This is a genomic window from Shumkonia mesophila, from assembly GCF_026163695.1.
GTDB classification, from domain to species: Bacteria; Pseudomonadota; Alphaproteobacteria; order Rhodospirillales; family Shumkoniaceae; genus Shumkonia; species Shumkonia mesophila.
Window position 1 is genome coordinate 51,499 of record NZ_JAOTID010000011.1, and the last position, 15,358, is coordinate 66,856.

Annotated in this window: 13 protein-coding genes; 9 read left to right on the forward strand and 4 right to left on the reverse strand. The window is 67.6% G+C overall.

Annotated elements, in window-relative coordinates; translation table 11 throughout:
* The first annotated feature begins 11 nt into the window (after positions 1-11).
* The 4 genes from ODR01_RS17115 (at position 12) to ODR01_RS17130 (ending at position 6,133) form a co-directional block, all read left to right on the forward strand.
* Positions 12-776, forward strand: coding sequence for an SDR family NAD(P)-dependent oxidoreductase (locus ODR01_RS17115; protein ID WP_316978910.1), 765 nt, complete (start codon positions 12-14; stop codon positions 774-776).
* 29 nt (positions 777-805) lie between these two features.
* Positions 806-1,792: a Gfo/Idh/MocA family protein gene (locus ODR01_RS17120; RefSeq protein WP_316978911.1), complete on the forward strand. Its 987-nt coding sequence runs from the start codon at positions 806-808 to the stop codon at positions 1,790-1,792.
* Between the two features lie 104 nt (positions 1,793-1,896).
* A complete protein-coding gene (locus tag ODR01_RS17125; RefSeq protein ID WP_316978912.1) occupies positions 1,897-3,159 on the forward strand; it encodes an MFS transporter in 1,263 nt (420 codons plus the stop codon).
* A gap of 253 nt (positions 3,160-3,412) precedes the next feature.
* On the forward strand, positions 3,413-6,133 hold the full coding sequence (locus ODR01_RS17130; protein ID WP_316978913.1) for a UPF0182 family membrane protein: 2,721 nt from the start codon (positions 3,413-3,415) through the stop codon (positions 6,131-6,133).
* A 12-nt stretch (positions 6,134-6,145) separates the two neighbouring features.
* Here the strand turns inward: ODR01_RS17130 and hydA are convergent, their stop codons facing one another.
* Complete coding sequence (gene hydA / locus ODR01_RS17135; RefSeq protein WP_316978914.1) at positions 6,146-7,552, reverse strand: dihydropyrimidinase; 1,407 nt, start codon at positions 7,550-7,552, stop codon at positions 6,146-6,148.
* Positions 7,553-7,575: 23 nt separating this feature from the next.
* Positions 7,576-7,776 carry a hypothetical protein gene (locus tag ODR01_RS17140; RefSeq protein WP_316978915.1) on the reverse strand — a complete coding sequence of 67 codons (201 nt, stop codon included), beginning with the start codon at positions 7,774-7,776 and terminating at the stop codon, positions 7,576-7,578.
* A 249-nt stretch (positions 7,777-8,025) separates the two neighbouring features.
* Between ODR01_RS17140 and ODR01_RS17145 the strand changes: the two genes are divergently transcribed.
* From ODR01_RS17145 to ODR01_RS17165, 5 genes are all read left to right on the forward strand, one after another.
* Positions 8,026-9,003, forward strand: coding sequence for a C4-dicarboxylate TRAP transporter substrate-binding protein (locus ODR01_RS17145; protein WP_316978916.1), 978 nt, complete (start codon positions 8,026-8,028; stop codon positions 9,001-9,003).
* Between the two features lie 99 nt (positions 9,004-9,102).
* Positions 9,103-9,585, forward strand: coding sequence for a TRAP transporter small permease (locus tag ODR01_RS17150; protein ID WP_316978917.1), 483 nt, complete (start codon positions 9,103-9,105; stop codon positions 9,583-9,585).
* Positions 9,582-10,859, forward strand: coding sequence for a TRAP transporter large permease (locus ODR01_RS17155; protein ID WP_316978918.1), 1,278 nt, complete (start codon positions 9,582-9,584; stop codon positions 10,857-10,859). Before ODR01_RS17150 ends, ODR01_RS17155 begins: the two co-directional genes overlap by 4 nt.
* Before the next feature lie 44 nt (positions 10,860-10,903).
* Positions 10,904-11,599, forward strand: coding sequence for a GntR family transcriptional regulator (locus ODR01_RS17160; protein WP_316978919.1), 696 nt, complete (start codon positions 10,904-10,906; stop codon positions 11,597-11,599).
* Positions 11,600-11,634: 35 nt separating this feature from the next.
* On the forward strand, positions 11,635-12,891 hold the full coding sequence (locus ODR01_RS17165) for an enolase C-terminal domain-like protein (protein ID WP_316978920.1): 1,257 nt from the start codon (positions 11,635-11,637) through the stop codon (positions 12,889-12,891).
* 16 nt (positions 12,892-12,907) lie between these two features.
* Here the strand turns inward: ODR01_RS17165 and ODR01_RS17170 are convergent, their stop codons facing one another.
* Both ODR01_RS17170 and ODR01_RS17175 read right to left on the reverse strand, forming a co-directional pair.
* Positions 12,908-14,122, reverse strand: a complete 1,215-nt coding sequence (locus ODR01_RS17170; protein WP_316978921.1) for a multidrug effflux MFS transporter — start codon at positions 14,120-14,122, stop codon at positions 12,908-12,910.
* A 7-nt stretch (positions 14,123-14,129) separates the two neighbouring features.
* Positions 14,130-15,254, reverse strand: coding sequence for an NADH:flavin oxidoreductase/NADH oxidase (locus tag ODR01_RS17175; protein ID WP_316978922.1), 1,125 nt, complete (start codon positions 15,252-15,254; stop codon positions 14,130-14,132).
* Between the last annotated feature and the right edge of the window lie 104 nt (positions 15,255-15,358).

Below are 15,358 nucleotides of genomic sequence, written 5' to 3' on the forward strand. Positions count from 1 at the left end.
GAGAGAAGAGAATGGAGATGCCGTTCGGGCTGACGGGCAAGGTGGCCCTGGTGACCGGGGGATCGCGCGGGATCGGCTGGGCGATCAGCCACGCCTTGGCGGCGGCCGGCGCCCACGTCGTGATCAACGGTCGCGACCCCAAGGCGCTGGAGGCGCGTGTCGCCGAGTTGGCGGCCGAAGGCCTGGCGGGATCGGCGGCGGCCTTCGACGTCGGCGACGAGGCGGGCATCGTGCGCGCCGTCGAGCAAACCGTCGAGCGCCACGGCCACCTCGACATTGCCGTCGCCAACGCCGGCATCAACCATCGCGTCCCCCTGACCGAATTCGCGACCGCCGATTTCCAGCGCGTTCTCGATGTCAACCTCAATTCCTACTTCATCCTGGCGCGCGAAGCGGCGCGCCCGATGATCCGCCAACGCAGCGGCCGCATCATCGCCGTCGCCTCGATGATGGGACAAATCGCCCGGCCCGGCATCGCCGCCTATGTCGCCTCCAAGGGCGGCGCCGCCGCCCTCACCAAGGCGCTGGCCGTCGAACTGGGCGAGCACGGGATCACCTGCAACGCCATCTGCCCGGGGTTCACGCGCACCGACATGACCCAGATCATGCAGGACAATTCGGAAATCACCACCTGGGTGGAGTCGCGGACTCCGCTCCGGCGCTGGGCGGACCCCCGCGAGGTGGCATCGGTGGCCGTTTTCCTGGCCTCCGAGGGGGCTTCCTACATCACCGGCCATTCGCTCAATGTGGATGGCGGTTTCGCGATCAACGCCTAAGTCGGGAAGATGAGAGGCAGGCAAAGACCATGAAGAAGGTGCGGTGGGGGATCGTCGGCTGCGGCGACGTGACCGAGATCAAGAGCGGCCCCGGCTTCCAGAAGGCCAGGGATAGCGAGCTGACCATGGTCATGCGGCGCAACGGCGATCTGGCCCGCGACTACGCAAGGCGCCACGGCGTCGCCCGGTGGACCGACGACGCGGCCGAACTGATCGGCCATCCCGAGGTGGACGCCGTCTACATCGCGACACCGCCCAATGCCCATTCCGACTATGCATTGATGTGTGCGGCGGCCGGCAAGCCGGCCCTGGTCGAGAAGCCGATCGCTACGCACTACGAGGAAGGGGCGGTGATCGTCGAGGCTTTCCGGGCCGCCGGCGTTCCCCTTTTCGTCGCCTATTACCGGCGGGCCATGCCGCATTTCCTCAAAGTGAAGCAGGTGCTCGACGAGGGCACCATCGGCGCCCCCCGCACCGTGCACATCAGCCACTTCGAGCGTCCCGCCCAGCCCGGCCCCGGCGGCGCGCTCAACTGGCGGGTCGATCCGACGGTGGGCGGCGGCGGCATTTTCGTCGACATCGGCTGTCACGCCCTCGACTTCCTGGACTATCTGTTCGGGCCCGTCGCCGAGGTGGCCGGCTTCGCGGCCAACCGGGCCGGCCTCTACGCGGCCGAGGATCTGGTCAGCGCCGCCTTCACCTTCGAGAACGGCGTGCTGGGCAGCGGCGAATGGTGCTTCACGGCGCATCGCGCCTTCGAGCAGACCCGCATCGTCGGCACCGAGGGCGAGGTCGCGTTCTCGTTCTACGCGCCCCATCCGATCGTCGTCACCACCGCCGGCGGGGTCCAGGAGTTCGCCATCGGCTTTCCGCCGCACGTCCATCAGCCGCTCATCCAGACGGCGGTCGACCACCTGCTGGGGCGCGGCCAGTGCCCCAGCACCGGGGAAACCGGCATCCGCGCCACCCGCGTCATCGACATCGTGTTGCGGGCTTACGGCGAGAGGATTAAGTAAGGACCGACGCTCCTTCGCTCTGGCGCCGCCGGCAGCCGCCGCCTCTCCCATCTTCGGTGGAAGCGGAAGGCCGGGGTGGCGCGCAACCGGACTTAAACGTCGGTATGGGACATCTGCTTACCCGCTCGTCGATCATCCTCGGCGTGTTCTCGAACCGCGCCTTTGCCGTGTTCACGGCCGGCAACTCGGTTTCCCTGATCGGCCTGTGGGTGCAGCGGCTGGCGGTGGGCTGGCTGGCCTGGGACCTGACCCAGTCGGGGTTCTGGCTGGGCGCCGTGGCCTTCGCCGATCTGTTTCCGGTCGTCCTGGTCGGCCCCTTCGCCGGCGTTTTCGCCGACCGCCTCAACCAGCAACGCATCATCATCGTCTGCCGGGTACTGACCGCCATGCAGGCGGTGGCCCTGGCCGTCCTCGTGTTTGCCGGGGTGGCGACCATCGAGATGGTGTTCGCGCTCACGCTGTTCGGCGGCACCGTCACCGGCATCCAGCAGCCGGCCCGCCTGGCCATCGTGTCCAGCCTGGTCAGGCCCGAGCATCTGGGCTCGGCGGTCGCCATCAACTCCGTCGTCTTCAACCTCGCGCGCTTCGTCGGGCCGGCCATCGCCGGCGTGCTGATCACCTCGGCCGGCACCTTCGTCACCTTCGCGCTGGCCGCCGTCGGCCACGTCATCTCCGCCGCCACCTTCTGGCGGGTCCGCCTGGCGGCCCAGGAACCGGCGCCGCGGCACGGCATGATGGCCGACCTCGCCGAGGGCGCACGCTATGCCTTCAGCCACGCCGCCATCGGCCCGATGCTGATGCTGGCCGTCATCGGGGCGCTGTTTGCGAGGCCGGTCTTCGAACTGCTGCCGGGATTCGCCGACGCCGTTTTCGGGCGCGGGGCGGGCGGCCTGGCGATCCTGACCTCGGCGGTCGGCATCGGTGCCATCGTCGCCGGCCTGTGGCTGGCCCAGCGGGGCGGGGTCAAGGGACTGACCGCCATTACGCTCGGCAGTTTCGCCGTCACCGGGCTGTTCAGCGCCGCCTTCGCCCTGACCGGATGGTTCTGGCTCGGCGCCCTGCTGATGGCGGCCGCGGGCGGTGCCATGGTCGTCAACGGCACCGGCACCCAGACGCTCATCCAGACGGCGGTGGCCCGCCACATGCGCGGGCGCGTCCTCGGCATTTGGGGCATCACCTTCCGGGGCGGCCCGGCGATCGGCGCCTTCGTCATGGGGTGGCTGGCGGAATATTGGGGATTTGGACCGCCGGTGGCGCTGGGTGGCGTGCTCTGCCTGGTGGCGGCGGTGGTGATGTATCCTCGCCGGGCCCGCCTGGCCCAGGTGCTGGAGGGGGACTCCGCCGTCGCCCGCGGCGTCGCCGAATAAGCGCGCCACCCGCCGTCGGCGTCAGACGGCCGCCGTTGCCTCTGTCCTGACCGGCGGCAGCTTCAGCCGGAATTCGGTGCCGTCCCGGCTGCGGTTGCCCCCCGAAAGCCGTTCGCCGTGGCTCTCGGCCGGGCTGTCGGCGCCAGTCCGGCGTCGTGGCACGGGGGGCGCGGATATGCTAGGATTCCCGGGCGATCCGCACTGTCCACTGGTTCCGGCCGAGGGAGCGCCCGAGCGTTCCGGGAGGGTGACCATGCCGATATCCTTGCGACGCGGCCCCGGTGTCTGGCTTGTCGCTGCCGTCCTGCTCCTCTCCCTGCTTCTGGTCATCGGGCTGCTTGGCTGGACCGTCGAGTGGCTGTGGATGCGCGAGCGCGGCTATGTCGAGGTCTTCTGGCGCATCCGGCTGACCCAGGTCGGCCTGTTCCTCGCCGCCCTGCTGCCGGTGTTCCTGTATTTCTGGGCCAACGCCCGGGCGGTGCGCCGCGCCGTCGCTGGGGGCCAGGCCGCAGGGGGCGGGCCGTGGACGCCCAGGATGGCCGCCGGCCAGATGCCGGATTGGGTGGCGGGGACGGCCGCCGTCGTGGTCCCGTTTCTGGGCGCCGTGGTGGTGGCCATGATCGTCGCTGGAACGTGGGACGACTTCCTGCGCCTGCGCTTCGCCCAGCCCTTCGGCCGCAGCGAGCCGGTGCTGGGGCGCGAGGCCGGGTTCTATGTCTTCACCCTGCCGTTTCTCGAAGACTGTCAGAGCATCCTGGTCGGGGTGAGCGTCATCGGGCTTGGCGTCCATCTTCTCGCCTATCACCAATACGATTTTCTGCGGGCATGGAAGACGCTGGACGAAAGGGTGCGGCGGCGGCTCTTGCGCAACCTTGCCGCCAACGCGGCGCCGTTCTTCCTGGCCTGGGGCGGCGGCTACTATCTCGACCGCTTCCACCTGCTCCATGAATCCGGCGGCACCGTGTTCGGCCCCGGCTATACCGACGTCACCGTCGTGCTGCCGGTCCTGGCCGTCATGGCGGGGGCGTCGGTCGCCCTCGTCGCCGTCATCCTGGCGGGGGCGGCGAGGAACCGGATGCAATGGCCGCTGCTGGGCATCGGCAGCTACGCACTGATCGCCGCGGTCGTCCTTCTGGCGCTGCCGGCCCTGTTCCAGCAGTTCGTCGTCAAGCCCAACGAGCTGGAGATGGAGTCGCCCTACCTGCGCCACAACATCGCCTTCACCCGCCTGGGGTTCGGCCTGGAGAGGGTGGAGGAGCGATCCTATCCGGCGGTGACCGAGCTGACCTATGACGAAGCCCTGGCCAATACCGATACGCTCGACAACATCCGCCTGTGGGATTGGCGGCCCTTGCATCAGACCTACCGGCAGATGCAGGAGATCCGCCTCTACTACGAATTCTACAACATCGACGTCGATCGCTATGCGATCGACGGCCGGCTGCGCCAGGTGCTGCTGGCGGCGCGCGAGTTGGGCGACCGGCTGCCCGGCCAGTCCAACACCTGGGTCAACCGCATCCTCCAGTACACCCACGGCTATGGCCTGGCGATGAGCCTGGCGGCGCACGAGGATGCCGCTGGCGAGGGGCTGCCCAAGCTGGTGGTCAAGGACCTGCCGCCGGCGGCCTCGGGGGGGCTCAGGGTCGACCGCCCGGCCATCTATTTCGGCGAGGCGATGGGCGGCTATCGCGTGGTCAACACCGGGATCGAGGAATTCGACTATCCGCGTGGCGACGACAACGTCTATGCCCGCTACCAAGGAACGGGTGGCGTGCCGCTGTCGTCATGGTGGCGGCGCCTGCTGTTCGCCTGGAACCGTTTCGACGTCAACATCCTGATCTCGTCCTACGTGACGCCGGAAAGCCGCATCCTGCTGTGGCGGCGGGTGGCCGAACGGGTGGCCAAGATCGCCCCCTTCCTGGCGCTCGATGCCGATCCCTACCTGGTGCTCAGCGACGGCAGGCTCTACTGGATCCAGGACGCCTATACGATGTCCCGCACCTTTCCCTATTCGGATTCCCGGGATACCGGCGTCAACTACATCCGCAATTCGGTGAAGGTGGTGATCGACGCCTACGAGGGCAGCGTCGATTTTTACGTCGCCGACGAGGCCGATCCGATCCTTCGCGCCTATCGGGCGGCGTTCCCCGGCCTTTTCAAGCCGCTTTCGGCCATCACGCCCGACCTCAAGGCCCACCTGCGCTATCCGCAGGACCTGTTCTCGATGCAGGTGCGCAAGTACAGGCGCTACCACATGCAGAACCCGCAGGTCTTCTACAACAACGAGGACCTGTGGGCGCTGGCCAACGAGAAATACGGCGGCAAGCTGGGGCCGATGCTGCCCTATTACATCCTGATGCGCCTGCCCGGCGAAGCCCAGCTGCAGTTCCTGCTGATGATCCCGCTGACCCCGTACGACAAGGACAACATGATCGCCTGGATGGCGGCGCGCGCCGATTTTCCCGGCTATGGCGACCTCGTCGTCTACAAGTTTCCCAAGGAGCGGCTGATCTATGGCCCGTTGCAGATCGAGGCGCTGATCGACCAGGACACCGTGATCGCCCGGCAGCGCAGCCTGTGGGACCAGCGCGGCTCGCGGGTGATTCGCGGCAACATCATGGTGATCCCGGTCAATCACGCCGTCCTTTACGTCGAGCCGGTCTACCTGATCGCCGAAACCAGCGACGTGCCGCAGCTCAAGCGGGTCATCGTCGCCTATAACGGCCGTGTCGCCATGGAACCGAGCCTCGACGAGGCGCTGGCCGCCGTCTTCGGCGCCAAGCGTTCGGACAGGGCGGCCGAGAGGGCGGACACCGGCGAGCCGGAGGAGATGGACCCGGCGTCCCCCGGCGGCGACGCGTTGGAGCGCGCCCGCGACGCCGTGGGGCGGGCCGACGCCGCGATGAAGCGCGGCGACTGGCGCGCTTTCGGCGCCGCCATGGACGAGGTCAGGCGGGCGTTGGGCGGGGAATAGGCGTCGCTTCCGTCACATCCGTCCCGACGGCCCGCGGGCGATGAACTGGCCGCCGCCCTCGCGGCCGTGCCAGGTTTCGCCCTCGACGATCATCGCCCCGCGCAGGAACACCTTCTTGATGCGCCCGGTCGCCGCGAAGCCCTCGAACAGCGTGTAGTCCATGCGGCCGTGGCCGTCGGCGGCGCGGATCGTCCAGCGCTCCTCGGGGTCGAGCAGCACGAGGTCGGCGTCCGAGCCGACGGCGATGGTGCCCTTCTTCGGGTAGAGGCCGAACAGCTTGGCCGGCGCGGTGGCGGTGAGATCGACGAAGCGGCTGGGCGAGATGCGGCCGGCGGCGACGCCGCCGCTGTAGAGGACGTGCAGGCGCTCCTCGATCCCTGGGGCGCCGTTGGGCACCTTGTGAAAGGCCTCGCCGCCCGCCCGCTTGGAGTGTTTCGCCCCATAGGGTTCGGCGGCGAAGGTGTAGGGGCAGTGGTCGGTGGACACCGCCGACAGATCACCGGCCGCGATGCCCCGCCACAGCGCCTCGACGTGCTCGGCGGCGCGCAAGGGCGGGCTCATGATGACCTTGGCGCCCTCGAAACCGGGCCGGTCGTATTCGGCGTCGGTGAGGAAAAGATAGTGCGTGCAGGTCTCGGCATGGACGGCTAATCCCCGCCGCCGGGCCCCGGCGACCGCCTCCAGGGATTGGCGGGCCGACAGGTGGACGATGTAAAGCGGCGTGCCGGTCACCTCGGCCAGGGCGATCACCCGCTGGGTCGCCTCGCCCTCGGCCACCGGCGGGCGGGTCAGCATGTGGTGGCGGGGCGCCAGGTTGCCGGCGGCGACGGCCTCTGCGACCAGCATCTGGATGATGTGGCCGTTCTCGCAATGGACGCTGATCTGCCCGCCGTGGCGGCCGGCCGCGCGCATCGCCTGCAACAGCGTGCCGTCGTCGACCATCAGGGCGCCGGGATAGGCGGTGAACAGCTTGAAGCTGGTGACGCCTTCTTCGGTCATCAGCCGTTCCATCTCGGCGGCGGTGGAGGGGCCGAAATCGACGATGATCATGTGGGCGCCGACGTCGATGGGCGTGCACGCGGCCCGCTTGCGCCACGCCTCGAGGCTGGCTGGCAGGCTGCCGCCGCGGATCTGGTTGCAGAAGTCGACGACCGTCGTGGTGCCGCCGAAGGCGGCCGCCTTGCCGCCGGAAGCGAAGGTGTCGACCGTATGGGATGTGGCCGACTCGGAGTCGAGATGGGTGTGGACGTCGACGCCGCCGGGCAGGACCAGGAGACCGCTCGCGTCATGGGTTTCCAGACCGTTTTCGGCGGCCAGGTTATGGCCGATGGCGGCGATGCGGCCGTCCTCGATAAGGATGTCGGCCATATAATCGTCGGCGGCGGTGACGATCCGTCCGTTCTTGATCAGCGTCCTCATTCGTCTTCTCCAATGCAGCCGGGTCACTCGCCCTCGCGGCCCAGCAGGGCGCGCACGACGATGCCCCATAGAAAATAGCCCCCCAGTCCGAGGCCGGCGAAAATGGGCAGGCCCATCCAGCGTCCCCAGGGGGTGCCTTCGAGATCGAAGGCCGCCCACAGCCAGATCGGGCCCAGGATCAAGGCGGCGACCGCCAGCAGGCCCAAAAAGAAGCGCGTGCGCATGGTCCCCCGTTTCCCTTCCGACAACATAGGGGGTTTGCCGGCTGGCGGGGAGTCCCGTCGCAACCGCCTTGATCAATGTATACTTGTATGGTAGTGTGCCACCGGCATGGACGAACCATGCGACAGCGGGTTAGCGGCGGCGCGCGTCCGCCTGGCCCGACCGGGTTGGATCACATCGGCAACGGAAGAGGGGGCGGGCAAACGGCCGCATTTCCTCTGTCCGGGGCCCCGAAAAGACGAGGAGGCTTCATGAAGACCTTTACCAAGGCGGTTGCACTGGCAACCGTTTCCACGCTGCTTTCCGCCGGCGGCGTCTTCGCCGCCAGCTTCACGCTTGGCGTCAATACCGCGCTCACCACCGACGACCCCACCTACAAAGGCCTGGAATCCTTCCAGCAGGGCGTCGCCAAGGCGACCAACGGCGATGTCGAAATTCGCCTGTTCCCCGGCTCGCAGCTGGGCAAGGACGAGGACGTGCTGGAGCAGGCCCGGGCCGGCGCCAACGTGGCGGTCATCGTCGACGGCGGCCGTCTGGCCGTGTTCACCAAGGAACTTGGCATTCTCGCCGCCCCCTATGTCGTCGATACCTACGAGGAAGCCCGCAAGGTGGTGACCTCGCCGATGTTCGAAGGATGGGTGGAGAAGCTCCGCAAGGCGTCGGGGCATCAGATCCTGTCGTTCAACTGGTATCAGGGCTCGCGCCACCTGATGACCAACAAGCCGATCAAGGTTCCGGCCGACCTGGCCGGCATCCGCATGCGCACGCCGGGCGCCCCGGTATGGATGGAGACCATCCGCGCCATTGGCGCCACGCCGACCCCGATGGGCTGGACCGAAGTGTATTCGGCCCTCCAGCAGAAGGTCATCGACGGGGCCGAGGCCCAGCTTCCGGCCATTTACGGCTCGCGGCTCTACGAAGTGGCGAAGAACATCAGCGAAACCTCCCACTTCTTCCTCATCACCGGCCTGGTGGCCGGCGCCAAGTGGTTCGATTCGCTGCCCGAGAAGTACCGCACGGCGATCCGCGAGGAAGCGCTGAAGGCGGGGGACAAGGCGTCCTACGGGACCATCGACTCCCTGGCCGATTATAAGAAGAAGATGCAAGCGGCCGGCGTCACCTTCCTGCAACCCGACCTCAAGCCCTTCAAGGACGCCTCCAGGGTCGTCTATGACAAGCTCGAGCTGAACGACCTGAAGAAGCAGGTCGACGGCGTTCTCGGACGCTAACGTCGCGGGGTGTGTGGGCTCGGCGGTTCGACCTCCCCGTCGGGCCTGCCCCCCCAAAGACTCGAACTTCCTTAAATACGTCGGCGTCCGGAGACTGGCATGGTGGAGATTTACCGCAAGGCCGAGGAGGCGATTTCGCGCGTCCTCCTGGGGGTCTGCGTGGTTTTGGTTGTGGTGGCCTCGCTGGGCCGCTGGTACGGGCATCCGATCATCTGGTCGGTGGACATGGCGCAGCTTCTGTTTGTGTGGATCTGCGTTCTGGGGGCCAACCAGACGATGCGCCGGGACCAGCACGTGGGGGTCGATCTGCTGCTGATCCACATGCCGGCGCGGTTCCGCCGCTGGGTGATGCTGGCCCATTTCCTGCTGATCGAGGCCTTCCTGGCCGCCATGGTGTGGTTCGGCTATGACCTGACGCGGCTCAACGTCGAGCGGCAGTTCAGCGACACGCCGATCAGCTACGCCTGGGTGACCGCCGCCGTGCCGGTCGGCTCGGCCCTGCTGTTCTGCTCCGTCCTGGGGCGGATGATCGCGATGCTCGCCGAGGATCGGATGGAACGCGCCAAGGGGGCCCGGTCATGACGATGATCGTCGGCCTGTTCCTGTTCTTCCTGCTGACCGGCATGCCGGCGGCGTTCGCCATCGGCCTGCCCAGCCTGCTGTTCTTCATCCAGTCGGACTTCGTGCCGATCTCGGTGGCGGTGCAGCGCATTGCCGGGGCGACGCAGTCGTTCCCGCTGCTGGCGGTGCCGTTCTTCGTGCTGGCCGGCAACCTGATGAACGTCACCGGCATCACGCCGCGCCTGATCAAGTTCTCGACGCTGTGCACCGGCTGGATCGCCGGCGGCCTGGCCCACGTCTGCATTCTCTTGAGCGCCATCATGGGCGGCGTCTCGGGCGCCGCGGTGGCCGACGCCGCCATGGAGGCGCGCATCCTCGGGCCGACCATGATCGAGCGCGGCTTTTCGAAAGGCTATACGGCCGGCGTCATCGCGCTGGGCTCGCTGATCACGGCGACCATCCCGCCCAGCATCGGGCTCATCCTTTACGGCTACGTGGGGAACGTCTCGATCGGCCGGCTGTTCATCGCCGGCATCGTCCCCGGCCTGATGATGACGGTCTTTCTGATGATCACCGCCTGGCTGATCGCCAAGAAGCGCGGCTATCAGCCGGAGCTCAAGGAGATCCCCAAGGGGCGCGAGGTCCTGAAGGGCCTCAACGACGCCAAATGGGCGATCCTGTTTCCGGTGTTCCTGATCGTCGGCATCCGCTTCGGCATCTTCACGCCTTCGGAAGCCGGGGCGTTCTGCGTGCTCTATGCCCTGGTCATCGGCATCTTCGTCTATCGCGAGATGACCTGGCAGGCGATCTGGAAGGTCTTGGAACAGAGCGTCGGCGACATCGGCATGATCATGCTCATCATCATGCTGTCCTCGATGCTGGGCTACGCCATCATCTTCGACCAGGTGCCGCAGAAGATGTCGTCCTTCATGGTCGGCCTTTCCGACAACCCCACCGTCATCCTGTTCATGATCCTGGGCTTCCTGGTGGTCTCCGGCATGTTCGTCGAAAGCACCGTGCTGGTGCTGCTGCTCACCCCCATCTTCGTGCCGGTCATCACCCACATCGGCATCGATCCGGTGCACTTCGGCATCCTCATGATGTCGCTCGTCACCATGGGCTCCATGACGCCCCCCGTCGGCGTCGCCATGTTCACCGTCTGCGGCCTGCTCAAGTGCTCGACCCACGAGTACGTCGCCGAATCGCTGCCCTTCGTCTTCACCATCGTCATCGTCGTCGCCATCCTCGTCTTCATCCCAGACGTCGTCCTGTTCCTCCCCAATGCGCTGATGTAGGAAAGGAGGAGGGGATGTCGAGGGCTTCATTTGCAGGGGACGCCATGACCGCAGAAGCGCTGTCGGCCAAGATCGATCGGCGTCTGCCGACCACGCCGCAGGTGTTCGAGGTGCTGCGCCAGGCCATCGTCAGCTTGAAGATCGGCATCGGCCAGCCGCTGTCCGAGAACGAGGTGGCGGTCCAGCTGGGGGTCAGCCGCACGCCGGTCCGCGAGGCTTTCATCAAGCTGGCCGGAACCGGCCTGATCGAGGTGCTGCCGCAACGCGGCACCTTCGTCGTCAAGATCTCGCCGCGCGCCGTGCGCGACGCCCAGTTCGTGCGCGAAGCCCTGGAAGTGGCGGTGGTTCGCCAGGCCTGTCTGAAGCCGGTGCCGGATCTGGCGCAGCGGTTGCGGGAATTGATCGCCCTTCAGAAGAGCGCCGCCGAGGACGAGGACTTCGACCGCTTCCTGACCCATGACGAGGCCTTCCACAAGACGATGGCTACCGCCGTCGGCCGCGACCGGGCCTGGCGGGTGATCGAGGGCGAAAAAGGGCAAATGGACCGGGTGCGCTATCTGAGCCTGCCCAAGGCCTCGCCGCTGTTCCACCTGATCGGCCAGCACGAAGCCATCGCCACCGCGATCGCCACGGAAAACCTGCCGGCGGCGGAGACGGCACTGCGTCTGCATCTTTCGGAAATCCTCGGCGTCCTGGAGCGGTTCCAGCGGGAAATGCCGCACCTCTTCGCCGACGACTGAGCGTCAAGTATTCGAGCCTGAAAGAAGGAAAAGCGATGGACGAATTGCGAATCGTCGACATCCGGCCGACCACCGTGACAGTGCCGCTCAAGGCGGCGCTGCGCCATTCCAACGGCTGCCATTGGGGGCGGTTCGTGCGCACCGTCGTCGAGGTCGAAACCGACCAGGGCCTGATCGGGCTGGGCGAGATGGGCGGCGGCGGCGAAAGCGCCGAGGCGATGTTCCGCGGCCTGTTGCCGTATCTCAAGGGGCACAACCCCTTCGACCTGGAGGCGCTGCGCTGGAAGATCGCCAACCCGACGGCCAGCCTTTACAACAACCGCACCCAACTGCTGGCGGCCCTCGAATTCGCCTGCCTCGATATCGTCGGCAAGGCGTTGGGGGTGCCCGTCTATAACCTGCTGGGTGGCAAGCTGCGCGACGAGGTCGAGTTCGCCAGCTACCTGTTCTACACCTATCCGGTGGCGGGACGGCCCGCCGTCGACGTGCGCACGCCCGAGCAACTGGTTGGCTATGCCCGCGACCTCAAGAAGACCTGCGGCTTCACCAGCCACAAGCTGAAGGGCGGCGTCTTCGCCCCCGACCACGAGCTCGACTGCTATACCGCGCTGGCCGAGGCGTTTCCCAAGGACAAGGTGCGCTTTGATCCCAACGCCGCCTTCTCGGTGGAGGAAGCCATTCGTTTCGGCCACGCCATCGAGGGGCTCAACAACGACTATTTCGAGGACCCCACCTGGGGCCTGAACGGCATGCGCCGCGTGCGCGAGGCGGTGAACATCCCCACCGCCACCAACACCGTGGTGGTCAACTTCGAGCAGCTGTCCTCCAACGTGCTCGACCCCGCCATCGACGTCATCCTGCTCGATACCACCTTCTGGGGCGGCATCCGGCCCTGCGTCAAGGCGGCCGGCGTCTGCGAAACGTTCCAACTGGGCGTCGCCGTACATTCCTCGGGCGAACTGGGCATCCAACTCGCCACCATGCTGCATCTGGGCGCGGTGCTGCCCAACCTGACCTACGCGGCCGACGCCCACTACCACCACCTGGCCGACGACATCATCGTCGGCGGCCCGATGCCCTATAAGGGCGGCAAGGTGCGCGTCCCCACCGGCCCCGGTCTGGGCGTCGAGTTGGATCGCGACAAGCTGGCCATCTATGCCGAGCTCTATCGCGAACTGGGCGGCTATCCGTACGACCGCGATCCGGTGCGCCCCGACTGGTACGCCATGACGCCCAATTCCGACTGGGCCGATCCCAAGACGGACTACACGCTCAAGGTCGGCGGGCGGTAGCCGCCGGACCGGGCGATCAGGCGGCCGGGGGGTCGTCCGGGCGTTTGGCCATCAGCACGCCACCGACATGGGCGGCGGTGGCGCAAAGGGTGCCGATCAGCACCGCCGCAACCATCGGCGCCGCGCTCGTCGTCATCAGGCTGCCGACGACGAACGAGGCGGCGGCGCCCGTCGCCATCTGCAGGAATCCCGACAGCCCGGCCGCCGCACCGGCCAATCTGGGGTCGACGCTGACCGCACCGGCAAAGCCGGTGGGCAGGCAGAATCCGTGGCCGAAGGCGATCAGCGTCATCGGACCGAAGACGGTCCACATCGAGAGCTGGCCGGCGAGATGGAGGGCGACGCCCGCCACGGAGCCCGCCACCGTGATGAGCACGCCCAGGGTGATCATGCGATCGATGCCGACGCGGGGCGAGATGCGCGCCGCCGCGAAATTGGCGACGATGTAGGCCCCGGCGATGGGGATGAAGTAGAGTCCGTAGTCGCTGGGTGGCCGGTCGAGCAGGCGCACGGTGACGTAAGGGGCGCTGCCCAGGAAGGCCATGAAAGTCAGCGCGGTCGAGGCGATCTGCAGGCTGTAGCCGCAGAAAATCCGCTGGCGCAGAAGCCGCCCGAAATCGGGAAGGATGGTGTGGAAGCTGCCGCCCTCGGCCGGCTGGGCCAGCGTTTCGGGAAGCCATTTCCAGGTGGCCGCCGCCAGCAGGGCGCCGAGGCCCAGCACGAAGGCGAAGGACGAGCGCCAGCCGAACCAGACGTCGAGGAAGCCGCCGATGGTGGGCGACAGCATGGGGGCGACCATCATCGCCATGGTGATGTAGGCGAGGATGCTGGCGGTGCGCTCGCGGTCGAACAGGTCCCTGACGATGGCCCGTCCGAGCACCATGCCGACGCAGCCGCCGATGGCTTGCACGATCCGTCCGGCGATCAGCCAGCCGATGCTCGGCGCCGCCAGGCAGGCCGCCGAGCCCACCAGATGGAGCGCCAGCCCGCCCAGCATGACCGGCCGACGGCCGAAACGGTCGGACAGCGGGCCGTGCACCAGTTGCGCCCCGGCCAGCCCGACCAGATAGAGCGTCAGGACCAGCTGCACCGTGCCGTAGTCGGCGGCGAAGGTGGTTTGCAGCCCCGGTATCGAGGGGATGAAGATATTGAGCGACAACGGCCCCAGCGCGGTGGCCGCGATGAGGATGGCCAGCAGCGAGGCGGTGCCGCGACGCTGCGCGGCGGCCATGGTTCGCCTACCCTTTCGGCTTGGCGGCGGGCTTGCCTGGCGGATGCGCCAGGCCGCGGAACGACGGGTGGGCCCGCGCATACTCGTACGGATAGGTGGCTTCGGCGCCCAGCTCGGCGGCGGCCTGCCAAGTCCAACGCGGATTGAACAGCATGGCCCGGGCCAGCGCCACCATGTCGGCCTGTTCCGTCCGCACGATGGTTTCGGCCTGGAGGGCATCGGTGATCAGGCCGACGGCCATGACGGCGAGCCCGGTTTCCTTTTTGATCCGCGCGGCGAACGGGACTTGGTAGCCGGGGCCGCCGGCGATGATGGCGTCCGGCGAGGAGCCGCCGCTCGACACATGAATGAAGTCGCAGCCCCGCGCCTTCAGCGCGTGGGCCAGGGCGACGGTTTCATCGACGGACCAACCGCCGTCCACCCAGTCGGTGGCCGACACCCGCACGCCCAGGGGTTTCCCGGCCGGCCAGACGGCGCGCACCGCCTCGAAGACCTCCAGCGGGAAGCGCAGGCGGTTTTCCAGCGAGCCGCCGTAGGCATCCGTCCGCCGGTTGCTGAGCGGCGACAGGAACTGGTGCAGCAGATAGCCGTGGGCGGCGTGCAGTTCGATCAGGTCGAAGCCGATGCGCTCGGCCCGCCGGGCGGCCTCGACGAAGGCCTTCCGCACCCCGTCGAGTCCCGCCGCGTCGAGGGCTTGGGGCGCCGGCCAATCGGCGGCGAAGGGCACGGCCGAGGGGGCCACCGTCTGCCAGCCGCCTTGGCGCAGCGGCCCCGGCGGCAGGCCGGTTCCCGGCGCGCTGCTGGAGGCTTTGCGGCCGGCATGGGCCAACTGGATGCCGATGGGCGTGTTGCCCCACTCCTTGCAGAAGGCGACGATGCGGGCAAGCGCCCGCTCGTGGTCGTCGGAATAAAGCCCCAGGCAGCGGTCGCTGATGCGGCCCTCGGCGGTCACCGCGGTGGCTTCCGTGATGAACAGCCCGTTGCCGGACACCGCGAACTGCCCCATGTGCATCAGGTGCCAGTCGTTGGCCGTGCCGTCGATGGCGCTGTACTGGCACATGGGGGCGACGACGACGCGATTCTTCAGCGTCAGGCCGCGCAAGCGGAGGGGTGAAAAGAGGACGCTTTCCATGGAGCTCCTGCCCATAAACGTTATCGTTGCACTCGGAGTGCCAGATAAGCCCGTCTGGACGCCGGCGCAAGGATGGGAAAGGGATGGATGATCTTGGCGCCGGC

Coding starts and splice junctions, on each gene's coding strand:
- ODR01_RS17155 (WP_316978918.1), top strand. CDS start 9,582: ATGACGATGATCGTCGGCCTGTTCCTGTTCTTCCTGCTGACCGGCATG.
- ODR01_RS17115 (WP_316978910.1), top strand. CDS start 12: ATGGAGATGCCGTTCGGGCTGACGGGCAAGGTGGCCCTGGTGACCGGG.
- hydA (WP_316978914.1), bottom strand. CDS start 7,552: ATGAGGACGCTGATCAAGAACGGACGGATCGTCACCGCCGCCGACGAT.
- ODR01_RS17130 (WP_316978913.1), top strand. CDS start 3,413: ATGCCGATATCCTTGCGACGCGGCCCCGGTGTCTGGCTTGTCGCTGCC.
- ODR01_RS17165 (WP_316978920.1), top strand. CDS start 11,635: ATGGACGAATTGCGAATCGTCGACATCCGGCCGACCACCGTGACAGTG.
- ODR01_RS17140 (WP_316978915.1), bottom strand. CDS start 7,776: ATGCGCACGCGCTTCTTTTTGGGCCTGCTGGCGGTCGCCGCCTTGATC.
- ODR01_RS17170 (WP_316978921.1), bottom strand. CDS start 14,122: ATGGCCGCCGCGCAGCGTCGCGGCACCGCCTCGCTGCTGGCCATCCTC.
- ODR01_RS17125 (WP_316978912.1), top strand. CDS start 1,897: ATGGGACATCTGCTTACCCGCTCGTCGATCATCCTCGGCGTGTTCTCG.
- ODR01_RS17145 (WP_316978916.1), top strand. CDS start 8,026: ATGAAGACCTTTACCAAGGCGGTTGCACTGGCAACCGTTTCCACGCTG.
- ODR01_RS17175 (WP_316978922.1), bottom strand. CDS start 15,254: ATGGAAAGCGTCCTCTTTTCACCCCTCCGCTTGCGCGGCCTGACGCTG.
- ODR01_RS17150 (WP_316978917.1), top strand. CDS start 9,103: ATGGTGGAGATTTACCGCAAGGCCGAGGAGGCGATTTCGCGCGTCCTC.
- ODR01_RS17120 (WP_316978911.1), top strand. CDS start 806: ATGAAGAAGGTGCGGTGGGGGATCGTCGGCTGCGGCGACGTGACCGAG.
- ODR01_RS17160 (WP_316978919.1), top strand. CDS start 10,904: ATGACCGCAGAAGCGCTGTCGGCCAAGATCGATCGGCGTCTGCCGACC.